The 15565-nt window shown below is 50.3% G+C and carries 15 protein-coding genes and 2 pseudogenes; 11 read left to right on the top strand and 6 right to left on the bottom strand.

What is annotated here, in order from left to right; genetic code table 11:
- Positions 1 to 107: 107 nt before the first annotated feature.
- Positions 108 to 509 (top strand): annotated as a pseudogene (locus tag ACLRGG_RS19325) (DUF4942 domain-containing protein); the annotation flags it as partial.
- A 132-nt stretch (positions 510 to 641) separates the two neighbouring features.
- On the opposite strand, the pseudogene ACLRGG_RS19320 reads toward ACLRGG_RS19325, so the two are convergent.
- Both ACLRGG_RS19320 and ACLRGG_RS19315 read right to left on the bottom strand, forming a co-directional pair.
- Positions 642 to 809, bottom strand: a pseudogene (locus tag ACLRGG_RS19320) (nuclease); the annotation flags it as partial.
- 930 nt (positions 810 to 1739) lie between these two features.
- A complete protein-coding gene (locus ACLRGG_RS19315) occupies positions 1740 to 2228 on the bottom strand; it encodes a hypothetical protein (RefSeq protein WP_416251286.1) in 489 nt (162 codons plus the stop codon).
- A gap of 208 nt (positions 2229 to 2436) precedes the next feature.
- Between ACLRGG_RS19315 and ACLRGG_RS19310 the strand changes: the two genes are divergently transcribed.
- From ACLRGG_RS19310 to speG, 6 genes are all read left to right on the top strand, one after another.
- Positions 2437 to 3288, top strand: coding sequence for a PA4780 family RIO1-like protein kinase (locus ACLRGG_RS19310; protein WP_416251285.1), 852 nt, complete (start codon positions 2437 to 2439; stop codon positions 3286 to 3288).
- Between the two features lie 374 nt (positions 3289 to 3662).
- The gene (locus ACLRGG_RS19305; protein ID WP_416251284.1) at positions 3663 to 4595 is read left to right on the top strand and encodes a hypothetical protein; all 933 of its coding nucleotides are present in this window, start codon (positions 3663 to 3665) and stop codon (positions 4593 to 4595) included.
- Between the two features lie 325 nt (positions 4596 to 4920).
- The gene (locus ACLRGG_RS19300) at positions 4921 to 5277 is read left to right on the top strand and encodes a KPN_00521 family repetitive protein (RefSeq protein ID WP_416251283.1); all 357 of its coding nucleotides are present in this window, start codon (positions 4921 to 4923) and stop codon (positions 5275 to 5277) included.
- Positions 5278 to 5567: 290 nt separating this feature from the next.
- Positions 5568 to 6593, top strand: a complete 1026-nt coding sequence (locus tag ACLRGG_RS19295; RefSeq protein WP_416251282.1) for a hypothetical protein — start codon at positions 5568 to 5570, stop codon at positions 6591 to 6593.
- A gap of 384 nt (positions 6594 to 6977) precedes the next feature.
- The gene (locus tag ACLRGG_RS19290) at positions 6978 to 7865 is read left to right on the top strand and encodes a nucleoside-specific channel-forming protein Tsx (protein WP_345828635.1); all 888 of its coding nucleotides are present in this window, start codon (positions 6978 to 6980) and stop codon (positions 7863 to 7865) included.
- 142 nt (positions 7866 to 8007) lie between these two features.
- On the top strand, positions 8008 to 8565 hold the full coding sequence (gene speG / locus ACLRGG_RS19285) for a spermidine N1-acetyltransferase (protein WP_416251287.1): 558 nt from the start codon (positions 8008 to 8010) through the stop codon (positions 8563 to 8565).
- A 51-nt stretch (positions 8566 to 8616) separates the two neighbouring features.
- Here the strand turns inward: speG and ACLRGG_RS19280 are convergent, their stop codons facing one another.
- The 4 genes from ACLRGG_RS19280 to ACLRGG_RS19265 form a co-directional block, all read right to left on the bottom strand.
- The gene (locus ACLRGG_RS19280; RefSeq protein WP_416251281.1) at positions 8617 to 9036 is read right to left on the bottom strand and encodes a hypothetical protein; all 420 of its coding nucleotides are present in this window, start codon (positions 9034 to 9036) and stop codon (positions 8617 to 8619) included.
- Positions 9037 to 9144: 108 nt separating this feature from the next.
- Entirely contained in the window at positions 9145 to 10080 is a 936-nt protein-coding gene (mmuM, locus tag ACLRGG_RS19275) for a homocysteine S-methyltransferase (protein ID WP_416251280.1), read from the bottom strand.
- Positions 10067 to 11485 carry an S-methylmethionine permease gene (mmuP, locus tag ACLRGG_RS19270; protein ID WP_416251279.1) on the bottom strand — a complete coding sequence of 473 codons (1419 nt, stop codon included), beginning with the start codon at positions 11483 to 11485 and terminating at the stop codon, positions 10067 to 10069. Before mmuP ends, mmuM begins: the two co-directional genes overlap by 14 nt.
- 157 nt (positions 11486 to 11642) lie before the next feature.
- The gene (locus ACLRGG_RS19265; protein ID WP_416251278.1) at positions 11643 to 11978 is read right to left on the bottom strand and encodes a DUF2002 family protein; all 336 of its coding nucleotides are present in this window, start codon (positions 11976 to 11978) and stop codon (positions 11643 to 11645) included.
- Between the two features lie 160 nt (positions 11979 to 12138).
- On the opposite strand from ACLRGG_RS19265, the gene ACLRGG_RS19260 reads away from it, so the two are divergent.
- The 4 genes from ACLRGG_RS19260 (at position 12139) to nrdE (ending at position 15551) form a co-directional block, all read left to right on the top strand.
- Positions 12139 to 12465, top strand: coding sequence for a DUF883 family protein (locus ACLRGG_RS19260; protein WP_416251277.1), 327 nt, complete (start codon positions 12139 to 12141; stop codon positions 12463 to 12465).
- Positions 12466 to 12769: 304 nt separating this feature from the next.
- Entirely contained in the window at positions 12770 to 13012 is a 243-nt protein-coding gene (gene nrdH, locus ACLRGG_RS19255; protein ID WP_416251276.1) for a glutaredoxin-like protein NrdH, read from the top strand.
- Positions 13013 to 13017: 5 nt separating this feature from the next.
- Positions 13018 to 13428 carry a class Ib ribonucleoside-diphosphate reductase assembly flavoprotein NrdI gene (gene nrdI / locus ACLRGG_RS19250; RefSeq protein ID WP_416251275.1) on the top strand — a complete coding sequence of 137 codons (411 nt, stop codon included), beginning with the start codon at positions 13018 to 13020 and terminating at the stop codon, positions 13426 to 13428.
- Entirely contained in the window at positions 13401 to 15551 is a 2151-nt protein-coding gene (gene nrdE, locus ACLRGG_RS19245) for a class 1b ribonucleoside-diphosphate reductase subunit alpha (protein WP_416251274.1), read from the top strand. Before nrdI ends, nrdE begins: the two co-directional genes overlap by 28 nt.
- Positions 15552 to 15565: the final 14 nt, after the last annotated feature.

Here is a 15565-nt window from a genome sequence, read left to right as displayed (position 1 = left end):
TAAGAGACAGATTTTAAACTCTTCAGGATAACGCTTACCGCTCATGGGCACCTCTCTTTAAGTCATCTTAAATGACTCTGAGGTGTCTGTTAAACCCGTGGCGATTCAATGTGTTCAATGGCCTGTCATGGGATTACAAAACCAATAGCCCGTGCTTTTTCGGTAAGAAGATCATCATCAACAACCTGGTAACGCACAACCGCTGGGGCTACAGCCTGACGTGGGGATTTCGTCGCGACCAGTTGGTAGACCTAGAAAGGATGTTGTTCTTGCCCGATGGCAAAGCGATACCTGACAATCGCGTAGACATTTCCATTAACCTGATGAATCACATCCGCGATAACCCTGGCAAGGATGTTTATGACGATACATACTTCTTCATTCGCTACTTTCAGAAGGGAACTGCGCAGCTCACGTTCAAGCGACCTGAGTTAGCGGAGAAGATGAATGACATCATTGCTAAGCATTATCCGGGCCAGCTCCCACCTTCTACTAAACAGCGTTGTTAGATGATGAAAAGTGAGCTGAAAAAAATGAAAAAATGCTTTAGGCACCTTCTTAGGCACCAATGAAAAGTTGAATTAATAAATTAACGATTTAATTCATTTAGTTAGGAAACCAATTCAGAGTCCGCCAGCGCTTATCGGGATCAGCGAGGCATCCGGCGTAATAGCCAGCAGGTCAATTCGCCCTTTATTATGCGTATTTTCCTGGTGACCGATAATCATCCACTCATCGGAGAGAAGGGTGAGGTCATTTAAGATCGACCTTTCCAGCAACTGATCACTGACTAATTAGCTAACTGTCAATAGCCCCGGGTTATCTCCTACTCACCAAATAGCATAAGGAACCGGCATCCTCAGTTCCTTATTTTCATGGCAGCATCTGTGCGTGCATCAGCCAGATGAAAGTGGGGTTGTTGAGCTGATTGCATCTCCCCTGAGAAATGATCGGATGTTCAGCAGCGTAATAATGCTGATAGTTCTCCGTTTGTTAAACGCATTGGTTAACGACGACTAATATAAATTCTATTTTTATTAATTCAACCGCGAATTTTTTCATCGATATGATTTACAATGCTTTTTTGCAAGAGTAAAAACTATGATTTTTTTGACAAAATAATCCCTGCCAGGTAATGTTTTTGATGAGCATTGACGCTCATCAAAAACATATGAAGGAGTATTGTATGACTATCCGCATATTGGTATCGAATGAGTGCCTTATGATTTCAGGTGCTAGTGCCAATTCTAATTATGAAGGTATCAGACCAGGCAGGAATAACAGTCGTGATGGAGCACCTGACAGTTGTGCAAATAATATTGGTACAGGTGTGATCCTGGGGTCTCTTTCAGGTATCGCTGCTGGCCCTGCAGGCGTGATTGGGATGGCAACCTTAGGAGGAATCACAGCCGGAATGGGATCCTGCCATAATAGCCCATACAGTAGTAATAATAGTAAAGGCGGGGGGAGAAACGGTGGACCTAATTATAGAGCGCAATGTACGTGGTAAATAAGGATAATGCTGTATCAACAAGGCGTAGCCGACCTCGTTCGCCACGCCTAAGATACAATGTAATAACTGCCTTATGGATATTAACTCTGGGCCTGATTTCCAGTAAGAACAGCCTTAGTGGCAGCAGTCTGATTTCGCACCCTTGGGATTTACTAACCTGGATAGTTATAATAATTGGCACCAGATCTTTTTATGACTATGTTTTTAAATTTTTGACTGGTATAACTCAAAGTAGTTTCAGAGGGTCTAAAAAAGACCCTCCCTTACGCATTTGGTAATTAAATAAACTTTTCATATAGTGATATAAAAAATATTTGAAGTGGTCTGCCATCGCCTCCCGGCCCTTAGAAATCTGATCTATTGCTGATACAACGTGCAGGCTAAAATTTTCATAACTACCACGGCCTAAAATCCCCTTCCTTCTCGTCTCGATGAAATAACGCGCTGATATATGTAGATCTTTTAGCTCTGCTATTTTAGCTAACTCTGTTACGGCCGGGCTGATGCTAAAGTTGTTCCACTGAGAGCGGCAGGTAGAGCCATGCAGATACCCTCCGGGCGCAGGGATGCGTGAGCTGAGGCGCCAGGGAGGATTCATACCCTCATTTGATGTCTGCTGCAGCATGACGCGATAATCATTTTTCTTCGTTAATGTGGGCAATACAGGTCTTTTCCAGCCGCCCAGTCGGCCAATTGGCCCCTGTAATTTGGCCACAGCGAATGCCGCTTTCACCCGGGATCAATTTTTTATATCCTAATACCTTGTTTTAGCTAAAATTAGCTAAATTACCTCGTTGAAGAATAAAGGCAAAAGCCGTTTTTTTTGTTAAAATTGCACTCATTGTTCAGACTCTGCCAGTTTTTCCCGTATCGCCCTCTGTGTTATTGATACGAAAAGCGGCTGAAATAAGGTATAAAGCCGCATGAAAATTCCAAACAGAATCCAACCTCTGGTCGATGATGGCCTGATAGACGATGTACTCCAGCGGCTGAAAAGCGGTAAGGAAGCAGATGTCTATACCGTTTTATGCGGTGAAGAGGTACGCTGCGCCAAAGTCTATAAAGAGGCCACGCAGCGAAGCTTTAAGCAGGCCGTGCAGTATCAGGAAGGACGCAAAGTTCGTAACACGCGTAATACCCGCGCCATGCAGAAGGGATCGAAATTCGGCCGTAAGCAGCAGGAGGAGTCCTGGCAGACGGCGGAGGTCGATGCGTTATTCCGTCTTGCCAACGCGGGCGTACGCGTACCTCAGCCCTATATGTGTATTGACGGCGTATTGTTGATGGAGCTGGTGACCGGTGTGGATGGCGGCGTTGCGCCACGTCTTAGCGATGTGATTTTGTCACAAGAGAGTGCCGTTGCTGATTTTGATACGATGATCCGCAATATCGTGCGCATGCTGTGTGCAGGCATTGTTCATGGTGATTTATCGGAGTTTAACGTGCTGCTGGATGGCCAGGGTCCGGTGATTATCGACCTGCCCCAGGCCGTCGACGCTGCAGCAAACAACCATGCTGAATCAATGTTTATGCGAGATGTGGACAACATCACTACATATTACGCTCAGTTCGCCCCGCAATTATTGCAGACACGTTATGCGAAAGAAATCTGGATGCTGTATGAAGATGGAAAATTAACGCCAGAGACACCGCTAACCGGTTTGTTTGTTGAAGAGGCTCATGATGTGGATATGGACTCCCTGATGGATGAAATTATTTCAGCGGAAGATGAGTACTATGAGCGTCAACGGGCAATGAAAGAACGAGATACTTAAATCATTGATAAAAGTATAAATTTACGGCTATGCATTCTCGTCCAGGGCTGTAAATCTCCAACAACACGTTTTTGTCGCCGCGTCGCTGCCATCGGCTCCGTTTATGAAATTGAAGTGAGTAGTCACTTCGATCTCATAAGAGAGGGGTTTTTAGTCCTGCCAGCGTATGCACTTCGTTTATCACTGCCCTTTGCCTGCCAACACAGGTATTCATTCAGCTTTAAAGCGACAAATTTAATGACAAAGGCTTAGTGGAATTATAACCCGTTAGTTATTGCAATTATCGCTTTTTTTCTTTAAGCCAGCTCCATAGGGATTAAGTTTTGATATAGAATATCAGGAATGACTTTATAACTCTTTAGGCGGTAAACTCCATGCTTGACATTCCTTCCCAAACATTAACCTCCAGTTTTAATGTAATGAAAACAATTAATAACATCAACTCAACCCCAGACCCGAAAAAATCATTTGGCACTATTCCAAAAATTAGCAACAATAACATTAAACTGGCAAGATCTCATTTTTTATCAGGTATGATTAATAATGAAAACAATCCTGCAGCGCAATCTGTAATAGCGTCACCAGTATTTGTGAAAAAAATGCTTACCCGCACCGAAAATGTCGAGTTGCCAAAAGCGATAGATGTGATAGTTGACAAGGTAAAAAATCTAAACATTGATAGCCTGGATAAAATTGGTGCGGGATCTTATGGTACATGCTTCCGATATGGTGATTTTGTTATTAAATATCCAATCAATAGCCAGGGTCACACAGTAGACTGGTCTTCAGACTTACATCAGAATGCCCAACCCAATCGTGTAAGCTTATATTTAAACCAGGCTAATGAAGATCCGGATTTTTCTCGTCCAGGAAAGGGATTATTTCAAGGTAAAGAGGTTGATGTCTTAGTATCAAAATTCATCAAGGGTGAAGAACTGGACATCGAACAGGATGAAAATTATTTCCGTGCCAGCGACCTGCTCGAGTCTCGCGGATTATACATGTATGACATTAACGTAACAGGTAATATTTTAATTGATGCCAAAGACAAGCTCTATTTCATAGATGGCGATCAGATGGTATTTTCCGGAAATGAGCGCAAGGGAAGGAAGCTTTCAGCCGCAACAATACAACTTGAAGATGTTATTAACACTTCACTGGATTATAAAATATATCAGGCTAAAAAGGCAGGAGATAAAGATGATATTTCATATTACGAATCCTTGCAGCAAGAATATGATCGCATCCAAAACCCCCAGACTAATTTGTCAATTCACAACGGGTTTGTTAACAGTCTTTCGGACTGATCCCACATGGAAGGGGCTTGCGCCAGACCGGGTTGCAGAACACTGCAATACATCGCGACGCAGAACAGAGCGCGAGTTTTATCGAACCGTTTTCTGATGTGCGTTTTTTTCCTCGCAATGAAGAGTGACTTTGCCGCGCCAGAGAGGCTACTGCATCAACGCCAAAAGTTGCCATGGGGCATCAGACCCTGTGCTTACGCCTAAATACAGCCTCAACTCATTACTGGCTCATTTTAAATTTACAGTCTAATCCTAAGGCATCCGGTGGCGAGTCGTGACATCCTTTCCTACACTGTTGAACTCGATAACGTTTGATGAGGAAGTTATGAAAAAAACAATTATTGCACTCTCTGCACTTCTGCTGGCATCCCCTGTTTTTGCCGCAACCACACACGCTACTGATGATACCGTTGCCGCTGCCGATCAGAACGCTGATACCGCGAAAGAAAAGCTGCATCAGGCACAGAACCAGGGCGAAGAGCTAAAGCTCAAGTCCAAACATGCCGCCGAAGGCAAAAGCAACAACCTGAGCAGCAAGGCGAGCGAAGGCACGCAGAAGACCTGGCATAAGACTAAGCAGGGTACTGAAAAAGGGTGGGATGCCACCAAAGAAGGTACGCAGAAAGGCTGGAATAAGACCAAAGAAGGCACCACCGAGCTGAAAAAGAAAGTCACTGACTAATTGTTCATCTGACCATGAGGCCGCGAAAGCGGCCTTTTTTATGTGCTGTGGCTGCCCCTCTGACTTTTTTTGCTGCTACATAGCGCGCATCTGCTACGCCATCCCTGCTTTTTCCCCCGCTAACAGAGCCAGGCGTTAATAAGCGCGTTCTGGCAGTGATTAATCCTGTTGCCGTTCCGCTTCGCCTGAACAACAACTGAACTTTCTGTTGGCGCGAGCCACTTAAAAGTAAATTTGCTCACCCATTGCGGTGTCCGTTCGATTTTCACCATTACTACAGGATAATAATCATGAATGTTTCAGGATCGGGCAATAGCGGGTCCCCCACCTCATTAGCAAACCAACCCCAGCAGAATGTGTCTCCGGAACAATCAGAGACACAACGTTCACAGGCCGATCCACGTCTCCAGGGACTGTCCCGGCTTCCGGGACCGGAAGTTTTATTCCCCGGTATCACGGCTGCCACTACCGTGATACCGGCACAACATGCCCGTGAAAACCCGCTGCATATGTCTCCCTCTCCAGGCTGGTCCCGACATTTATCTACAGAGGCCGTCGAAGATCTCCTGACTGAAATGAATCATAACGGGCTGGCACATGTCGCATGGGGCTCAAAACCAGTATTTTATCTTGAAGGGGCTAATGAGGGTGGCAGCTGGCCACACTTTGCTGATGCGCAGGCCAATGGTATGAAGCATGGTTTCGCCCTGATCCCTTCAGCTAATAACCGTTCTGCCTCACCAGACGATCATGAAGGATATCTGATTAATATTAGCAATGCCATTAGAGCCATTAATGGAAATAAGCAGCTCTTTTCAGAACGATTTAATCTGCCAGTTGCGGCTGATGCTGGTTTCATTTTGCAGCATCACGTCTTTCCCATGCTGGAGCAGAAGATGCACAATGATGAACCTGAAATTACCGCCGTTCTGCTCGGCTTTGGCCACGAAAACGCCCACGCTTTTAATGACATTAACTCGGGTAATTCAGCACAAAGGCAAAGTGTGCAGCAGCAAAATCAGTTCCTGAACGATTACGTCAGCTCGCGTCTGGATGCAATGTCAGCACAAAACACCCGAGGTCTTCAGGCTCCTGCTATCCCCTCATTTATAAAATTTGACTCACCTGCCACACGCGCAACCCTGGACAACTATATCACTGAGAGCAGCCGTATTCAGGATGCGCAAACTGACCTGATTGACCGTCATGAGGATCCCAGTGTAATGGGTGATAATGAAAATGATGAGGCTCTCGAAGAGGAACAGCGGATGATGGCTTCCGCGCTCATGCGCAGACTTTGTCAGGAACCTGCGTGATCCCTCATTTTGCATAATTACCGCTACCCTGTCCGGCTGTCAACAGCCTTTGGCATCGCAATAAGGCAGCAAGCCACTGCCTGTCTCATGTACGCAAACGATTACTCCGTATTAAAACCTTAAAACGGGCCTCATCCCCTCTTTTCAACGGAATCCGCAAATTAAATGTGAACTGCATCACAATTCAACTTAACTGAAATGAAACAGAGTTTGACAAGTGTGACCAATCTCTATTTCCTAAATCCTGGATAGCGGCACACTGCTGCAACATTCAACGCGGGTGATTTTAGCTGTGAAAACAGTCGCCCTTTCCTTCTCTGCTGACGACTTAAGAAGACCATCGCAGTGGCTGCGGAAAATGGTTATTAAGCATGTGGTAATATAATGAAATATAAAATACTGATAGCTGGCGCCTTAGCAGCGCTCTCTTATAGTGTCTCTTCAGCGGCGGAAACCACGGCGGCCGCGGCCACCACGGAAAGCCCACAGTACACTTCTGACTGGTGGCACCAGAGCGTTAACGTTGTCGGAAGCTACCACACCCGTTTCGGACCGCAGTTCAATAACGATGTGTATCTTGAGTACGAGGCCTTCGCCAAAAAAGACTGGTTTGATTTCTATGGCTACCTGGACCTGCCCAACTTCTTTGGTGTCGGCAACTCAAACGCTAACGGTATTTTTGACCACGGCACGCCGCTGTTTATGGAGATCGAACCCCGCTTCTCCATTGATAAGCTGACCAACACCGACCTGAGTTTCGGCCCGTTCAAAGAGTGGTACTTTGCTAACAACTATATCTACGATATGGGCCGTAACAGCGATAACCGCCAGAACACCTGGTACATGGGTCTGGGGACGGATATTGATACCCATTCCGATGTCGGCCTGTCTCTAAACGTATATGCGAAATACCAGTGGGAAAACTACGGTGCCGCTAATGAAAATAGCTGGGATGGCTATCGTTTTAAGGTGAAGTACTTTGTGCCTATCACCACCCTATGGGGCGGTAACCTGAGCTACGTTGGCTTTACTAACTTCGACTGGGGCTCAGACCTGCGCGACGAGGGCGGCTCTTCACGCACCAGCAACTCAATTGCATCGAGCCATATCCTCTCTCTGGGCTACGATCACTGGCACTACTCCGTGGTGGCGCGCTATTTCCACAACGGGGGACAGTGGGCTGACGGTCAGGAGCTGAATTTTGGCAACGGGCCATTTGAAGTGAAGTCTACCGGCTGGGGATACTATCTGGTTGCCGGTTATAATTTCTGATTTTATCAACGCTGACTCAACGCCAGCCGCTTAGTCCGCGCTGGCGTTGTGGTTTCTGGCATTCACCGTGCCATTCTTTTCCAACGGACGTATACTTCCCCAGGCAAATACTGCGTAATCAAAAGGAATGTTTATGTCTGCCATGCCTGCCGCAAACGGCGTGAAGCTCCGTCCCCTTGAGCGGGAAGATCTCCATTTTGTCCATCAGCTGGATAATAACGCCAGCGTGATGCGCTACTGGTTTGAAGAACCCTACGAAGCCTTTGTTGAGCTTTCAGACCTGTACGTCAAGCATATCCACGATCAGAGCGAACGTCGTTTTGTTGTCGAGCATCAGGGCGATAAGGTCGGCCTGGTCGAACTGGTTGAAATTAACCATATTCACCGCCGCGCCGAGTTTCAGATCATTATCGACCCTAATCATCAGGGGAAAGGCCTGGCCAGTAAGGCCGTTAAGCTGGCAATGGATTATGCTTTTTCGGTGTTAAACCTTTATAAGCTGTATCTGATCGTTGATAAAGAAAATGAAAAGGCGATCCACATTTATAACAAACTGGGGTTCGAGGTTGAGGGAGAGCTCATCCATGAATTCTTTATTAATGGTGAATACCGTAACACCATCCGTATGTGCATTTTCCAGCCGCAGTATCTGGCGCGTCACAAATCGCCCCACACGATGGTAAACCCCACCGCGCAGTAGCGGGTTGCCGCTGCCATCAAGGGGCCGCCATGGCCTGGCCCCTTACTGCCGTTAACCGCGCGCGCCAACCGGATTCATAATGGTCTGCACCTTTTGCGGTTCGATGTTATACATGCCACCGTTAAACGGATCGACGATCAGCCAGCCCGGGATGCCGCCAAGTGGGATATTGCCCAGGATGTACCACAGGTTTGCATGCTCCTGAAGGGGAATGGTCTGCGGGACGTAGCCGTCACGCTCCAGCTGGAGCGTGTACTTTTTCTTACCCAGATAGGTGCCGTCCGATTTCAGCAGCGAGACGGTTTTCGGGGTTACCCCTTCGGCCACTGTCCTGCCCGTTTCGTCCTGCACCACGAATTTAACGCCCTGCGGCCAGGTCTGAACGGAGACGTCCTGACTATGGTCGCCCACGATGGTGGCACAGCCGCTGAGTAACCACGCTGAAGCCAGCGCTATCAGTAACCTTTTCATAAATAATCCTGCATCCTCAAATATTCAGAATAGTCTAAGCGCAGTGCGGCAGGTTTTCATCCATTACGCCCGATAACTACGGGCGTAATAAGGCAAATTTGCAGGGGATTATCGGGCGGTATAGCGCTGCGCGATGGCAGCGATATCCGCCGGCGTGGTGCGGCAGCATCCCCCAATCAGTTTCGCCCCGGCGGCCTGCCAGGCCGCCAGATTGTCCGTAAGCGAGCAGGATGACGCATCGCTGTGCCAGCTTTTGCTGACGGCATCATACTGTTCACCCGAGTTGGGATAGACCACCAGCGGCTTTGAGGTCAGTGAAGAGAGCGTTTGCAGCGCAGCGGTAACCTTATCCAGCGCGATACAGTTGATCCCCACCGCCAGCGCCTGGTCACAGCCGTTAAGAAAGGTTACGACCTCAGACAGCGGCGTGCCGTCGCTCAGATGCTCGCTGTCCCGTAGCGTAAAGGCAAACCACGCGGGGGTGCCGGGAAATTCACCCAGCAGCGCGACCAGCGCCCTGATTTCACTGAACGAGGGCAGCGTTTCGCAGGCCAGAATATCCACGCCAGCGTCCACCAGCGCGCGAAGGCGGGGACGATGAAATGCCATCATTTCCGCTTCGGGCAGCGCATAGTCACCGCGATATTCCGAACCATCGGCGAGAAAAGCGCCCCAGGGGCCGACTGACCCGGCCACCAGCAGCGTCCCTGCATCAGGTTGCGTCGCCAGATAGTCCGTTCTGGCACGGCGGGCAAGCTCAACGCTTTTTGCTATCAGGGCCAGCGAAGCCTGTTCATCAAGCCCTCTTTTCGCAAACCCCTGCGGCGTGGCCTGGTAGCTGGCGGTAATCGCCACCTGTGCACCGGCGGCGAAATAATCGTGATGAACCTGATAAATCAGCTCAGGATTTTCAATCAGCACCTTTGCAGACCACAGTTCATCGCTGAGATCGCAGCCGCGCGCCTCCAGTTCGGTTGCCATTGCGCCATCCAGTATCAGGCCAGCGGCGACACGCGCGGCAATAGAGTGATCAATCTGCGGCATGGTGGGTTTCCCGGTTCTGTTCGCGCTTTTTCAGCAGCTGAGTAAAATAATATGCCCCGTAGCAGATCGCCACGAAAGGCAGGCCAAAGTATAACGCAACGCGCTGTTCAGGATCGAACGCCAGCCCAACGCAGGCCAGCAGGCAGAGTAAAAAGCCGAGGATCGGGGTAAGCGGAAAGAACGGAGCCCGGTACTTCAGCGCAGAGAGTGGTTTTCCTTCACGCAGGTGTGCACGGCGGAAGAAATAGTGCGAAGCGCAGATGCTTAGCCAGACGGCAACCACCGCAAAGCCCGATATGGCGGAGAGCGCCACAAAGACCGTGTCCGGTGCCACGACGCTGGATAACAGCGCCAGCAGACCGCCCAGCATGCTGACTGAGATGGCAACCAGCGGTATGCCGCGCCGGGTCAGGCGGGCGAAGCAGCGCGGCAGCGTTTGTTGATTAGAGAGCGACCAGAGCATCCGCCCTGAGGCGTACAGCCCGGAGTTGGCCGCCGAGAGGATCGCCGTCAGAATAACAAAGTTAAATATATCAGCGGCGTAGGGGATGCCTGTCTTTTCAAAAACCAGCACAAACGGGCTTTTGACAATCCCTGCCTGATCCATTGGGATCATGGCCGCCAGGATCAATACGGTGCCGATAAAGAAGATAATCAGTCTGGCGACGGTCGTGCGGATCGCCAGCGGCAGCACCCGCTCGGGATCCTCGGTTTCCCCGGCTGCGATACCAATCAGCTCAGTGCCGGAGAAGGCGAAGTTAACCGCGACCATGGTCATCAGAATCGGTAATCCGCCATGGGGCAGCCAGCCTGAGGCGGTCAGGTTATGGAAGAACGGTGCGCTGCTGCCATCTTTTAGCGGAATAAAGCCAAACATCGCACCCGCGCCGAGGATAATAAAGGCCAGTATCGTGACGACTTTAATCACCGAGAACCAGAACTCCCCTTCGGCGAAAAACCGCGATGAGATAACGTTAAGCATAAAAATCAGCACGCAAAATATCAGGCACCAGAGCCAGACCGGCGACTGGGGGAACCAGTACTGCATACAGAAACCGGCGGCGGTCAGGCTGGAGCCCAGCGCAACGGTCCAGGTGAGCCAGTAGAGCCACGCAACGGTATAGCCGGTAGCCGGACTGAGATAGCGCGCGGCATAGACGTGAAACGCCCCGGTCTCCGGCATCGCGACCGACAGCTCTCCCAGGCTGAGCATTACCAGCCATACCACGAGCGCACCGATGATATACGCCAGCAGCGTGCCTGCTGCACCGGTGGTAGAGATGATGTATCCCGTATTGAAAAACAGACCGGTACCAATGACGCCCCCCAGTGACAGCATCACCAGATGGCGGGTTTTCATGCTGCGCTTAAATTTTTGCGCATTATCTTCTTCAGCTTGCTGCATTTCGCGTTATCCGTATAGACGTCTAAACTTCCACAATCCAAGCGTTATACCGATTCTGGCAGGCGAAAGCAACGTTACTAAGTGTGAGGAGAGCAGCGTGAAACGGGGTCAGCGCTGCCCTTTCCGACAGACGCTGAGAGAGGAAACGGCAGGCTATTCAGCCAAACAGCTGTTCGAGGTAGCGCTCAAGGGCGGCGCGGGAGCTAAAGCCATGGGGAATGCCGTAATGGTCCTGACTGTCGCCAGCCAGATACATGGGGAACTGCACGTACTGATCGCAGGTCTTCATATCGGATGCCGGTGGCGCAATGCCGTGGCTTTTTTCCTTTAAGGTTGGATGGATCACCAGCGCCGTCCGTCCCATCCTTGCTTCGCGGTTAACATAGACATAGTTATCGCCTCGGCGATAACCATAAGCTTTGGGGGACACCGCATCCACTTCAAATCCGGCTTTTTCCAGTACGCGGGCAACTTCATCAGGGCGTAAATACATGCTTATTCCTCTAAACCAGCAAACGGTGCAACCTTACACAGCGTCAGTGCGCAGGGCATTCGGAATAATCCATAAAGGCGTAATTTAACGGTGAAGGTCACTAAAAACGTTAAGGATAGTCTATAGTTAATATTACATTTCATTTGCAGGGGAGAGAATAATGTTTAATCGAAAGACTAAAAACGAAGACATTGATATCAATCAGGACGTCACACAGCTGGCCGACACCCTTGACGATCTGCTGAAGTCCTACGGCAGCAAAGCGAAAGATGAAGTAGAGGGTGCCCGCTCCCGCGCTGAGAAACTGTTAAAAGAAACGCGCGCCAAAGCCAACGGCGGGAATCGCGTTACCCAGGTGGCGAAAGATGCGGGCGATCAGGTTGACACTTACGTCCGCGATAAGCCCTGGCACGGCGTGGGCATTGGTGCTGCATTAGGTATTTTTGTCGGCGCGCTTATTGCGACGACCACCACTTCACGTAACTAACACCGCGTTATCATCCAAATGACGTCTCACTACGGTGAGTTATCATCCCAATCCTCGCAGCGCCTCCTGCGGGGATTTTTTTTATCTGCCGTAAAACCCGTCTCCGCAAGGCTTTATAGCCGCTAACGCCGCCTTTTTTGACTCACCTTCCGGTAATTTACAGTTTGTGTGGTTGCAATAGCCAGACGCTATATCTAGTATTTAACCATCAACTAAAACACTACATATGGCGAATCGGCGGCGAAGTCGCGCATAAAACTGCATCTGACGAGACGTCAAAGTGACCACAAGGTAAATACGAATCATGCGCATTATTATTTACACAAAAAACAACTGTGTCCAGTGCAACGCAACGAAAAACGCGATGGATAAGCAGGGCATTACTTATCAGCTGGTTAACCTTGACCATGAACCCGAAGCCGTTGAAACCCTGAAGGCGATGGGTTACCGCCAGGTGCCCGTGGTCATGGCTGAGCAGGATCACTGGAGCGGCTTTCGCCCGGACAAAATTTTGGCACTCAGGCAGCCCGCAGCCGTCGGGGTCTGACGCATATGTCCACGCTGGTTTACTTTTCCAGCCAGTCGGAAAACACGCATCGCTTTGTGATGCGTACCGGTTTGCCCGCCCGACGTATTCCGCTGGACGGAGCAGAACCGCTGCGGATCGATGAGCCTTATATTCTGGTGGTCCCCAGCTATGGCGGGGGAACCAGCCGGGGGGCCGTGCCGCGCCAGGTTATCCAGTTTCTGAACCATCCCCACAACCGGCAGCTTATCCGTGGCGTAATTGCTGCCGGTAACCGTAACTTCGGGGAAGCCTACTGCCTTGCCGGCAGCATTATTGCGCAAAAGTGCGACGTGCCCTGTCTTTATCGCTTCGAGCTTTTGGGCACCGCCGACGACGTCGCAAATGTTTATCAGGGAGTAACCGCATTTTGGCAACAACAGAGAGTACACGCATAGTCCCCCAGCCTGCCGGGCTGGATTATCACTCGCTTAATGCGATGCTGAATCTTTATGATGCCGACGGTCATATCCAGTTTGATAAAGACCGCGAAGCCATTCGGCACTATTTCATTCAGCACGTCCTGCCCCATAGCGTCCAGTTTGCCTCTGTCGAAGAGCGTCTGCGCTATCTGGTGGCGGAAGGCTATTATGAAGCGGACGTGCTTACTGCTTACCCGTTTGAATTTGTCCGTACGCTGTTTGAAAAAGCAACGGCCCGCCGCTTTCGTTTCCAGACCTTCCTTGGCGCATGGAAATTTTACACCAGCTATACGCTGAAGACGTTTGACGGTAAACGCTATCTGGAAGGTTTTACCGAACGCGTCTGCATGGTTGCGCTGACGCTGGCAAAAGGCGATGAAAACCTGGCGATGGCGCTGATGGAAGAAATGCTCTCTGGCCGCTTTCAGCCCGCCACCCCGACTTTCCTGAACTGCGGCAAACAGCAGCGCGGCGAACTGGTCTCCTGCTTCCTGCTGCGCATTGAAGATAATATGGAATCCATTGGCCGGGCGGTTAATTCGGCACTCCAACTTTCGAAACGCGGCGGCGGCGTGGCATTTTTGCTCTCTAACCTGCGCGAAGCGGGTGCGCCCATTAAGCGTATCGAAAACCAGTCCTCTGGGGTGATCCCGGTGATGAAAATGCTGGAAGATGCCTTCTCTTACGCCAATCAGCTGGGTGCCCGACAGGGGGCAGGCGCGGTTTATCTGCATGCCCATCATCCCGATATTCTGCGCTTTCTCGATACCAAGCGGGAAAACGCCGATGAGAAGATAAGAATCAAAACGCTGTCGCTGGGTGTGGTGATCCCGGACATTACCTTCCAGCTGGCGAAGACTAACCAGCCTATGGCGCTGTTCTCTCCCTACGACGTGGAGCGCCTCTACGGTGTACCTTTTGCCGACATCAGCATCAGCGAAAAGTATGAGGAGATGCTGGCCGACGAACGTATTCGCCGCACCTTTATCAGCCCGCGCGAGTTTTTCCAGACGCTGGCTGAGATCCAGTTTGAGTCCGGCTACCCGTATATCATGTTTGAAGATACGGTCAACCGCGCTAACCCGATTAAGGGCCGGATCAATATGAGTAATCTGTGCTCAGAGATCCTGCAGGTGAACACGCCAACCGCGTACAACGATGACCTCAGCTATCGCCATATCGGCAAGGATATCTCCTGTAATCTGGGGTCGCTGAATATTGCCCACGCGATGGACTCGCCAGATTTTGCGCGTACGGTGGAAATTGCCGTACGTGGATTAACGGCGGTTTCCGATCAGAGTCGTATACACTCCGTTCCCTCCATCGAAAAGGGGAATGCGCAGTCGCACGCTATCGGGCTGGGCCAGATGAATCTGCACGGTTTTCTGGCGCGTGAAGGCATTCAGTATGGATCAGAGGCGGCGCTGGACTTCACCAATCTCTATTTTTACACCGTCACCTGGCACGCACTCCGCACCTCTAATCTGATTGCACGCGAACGGGGCGAGTGCTTCGCCGGCTTCGGGGATTCCCGCTATGCCAGCGGTGAATACTTTGACCAGTACATCAATCAGCCCTGGCTACCGCGAACCGAACAGGCGGCCGCGCTGTTTGTCCGGGCGGGCATTACCCTTCCCGACCAGCAGGCATGGCGGGAACTGCGCGACGCGGTGATGGAATATGGCATCTATAATCAGAACCTGCAGGCAATTCCGCCTACCGGTTCGATCTCCTATATCAATCATGCCACCTCCAGTATTCACCCCATCGTGTCGCGAATTGAGATCCGCAAAGAGGGGAAAACGGGACGGGTCTATTATCCGGCACCGTTTATGAACAACGACAATCAGGAATTTTATCGTGATGCCTACGACATTGGCCCCGAGGCGATTATTGATACCTATGCCGAAGCCACCCGCCATGTCGATCAGGGATTATCGCTGACGCTGTTTTTCCGCGATACCGCCACCACCCGCGACATTAATAAAGCCCAGATCTACGCCTGGAAAAAAGGGATCAAGACGCTTTACTACATTCGCCTGCGTCAGATGGCCCTGCTGGGAACCGAAGTGGAAGGCTGCGTCTCCTGCTCGCTCTAATTTACCGTTGGGAA

It is taken from the genome of Erwinia sp. PPS120, assembly GCF_047918655.1.
Taxonomy (GTDB): Bacteria; Pseudomonadota; Gammaproteobacteria; order Enterobacterales; family Enterobacteriaceae; genus Erwinia; species Erwinia tasmaniensis_A.
Note: the sequence above shows the minus strand (reverse complement) of the source record. Positions and strands in the feature narration are given on the sequence as shown.

Excerpts from the sequence above, each read along its gene's own strand:
- ACLRGG_RS19310 (WP_416251285.1), top strand. The coding sequence starts at position 2,437 with ATGAAAATTCCAAACAGAATCCAACCTCTGGTCGATGATGGCCTGATA.
- ACLRGG_RS19305 (WP_416251284.1), top strand. The coding sequence starts at position 3,663 with ATGCTTGACATTCCTTCCCAAACATTAACCTCCAGTTTTAATGTAATG.
- ACLRGG_RS19300 (WP_416251283.1), top strand. The coding sequence starts at position 4,921 with ATGAAAAAAACAATTATTGCACTCTCTGCACTTCTGCTGGCATCCCCT.
- ACLRGG_RS19295 (WP_416251282.1), top strand. The coding sequence starts at position 5,568 with ATGAATGTTTCAGGATCGGGCAATAGCGGGTCCCCCACCTCATTAGCA.
- ACLRGG_RS19290 (WP_345828635.1), top strand. The coding sequence starts at position 6,978 with ATGAAATATAAAATACTGATAGCTGGCGCCTTAGCAGCGCTCTCTTAT.
- speG (WP_416251287.1), top strand. The coding sequence starts at position 8,008 with ATGCCTGCCGCAAACGGCGTGAAGCTCCGTCCCCTTGAGCGGGAAGAT.
- ACLRGG_RS19280 (WP_416251281.1), bottom strand. The coding sequence starts at position 9,036 with ATGAAAAGGTTACTGATAGCGCTGGCTTCAGCGTGGTTACTCAGCGGC.
- mmuM (WP_416251280.1), bottom strand. The coding sequence starts at position 10,080 with ATGCCGCAGATTGATCACTCTATTGCCGCGCGTGTCGCCGCTGGCCTG.
- mmuP (WP_416251279.1), bottom strand. The coding sequence starts at position 11,485 with ATGCAGCAAGCTGAAGAAGATAATGCGCAAAAATTTAAGCGCAGCATG.
- ACLRGG_RS19265 (WP_416251278.1), bottom strand. The coding sequence starts at position 11,978 with ATGTATTTACGCCCTGATGAAGTTGCCCGCGTACTGGAAAAAGCCGGA.
- ACLRGG_RS19260 (WP_416251277.1), top strand. The coding sequence starts at position 12,139 with ATGTTTAATCGAAAGACTAAAAACGAAGACATTGATATCAATCAGGAC.
- nrdH (WP_416251276.1), top strand. The coding sequence starts at position 12,770 with ATGCGCATTATTATTTACACAAAAAACAACTGTGTCCAGTGCAACGCA.
- nrdI (WP_416251275.1), top strand. The coding sequence starts at position 13,018 with ATGTCCACGCTGGTTTACTTTTCCAGCCAGTCGGAAAACACGCATCGC.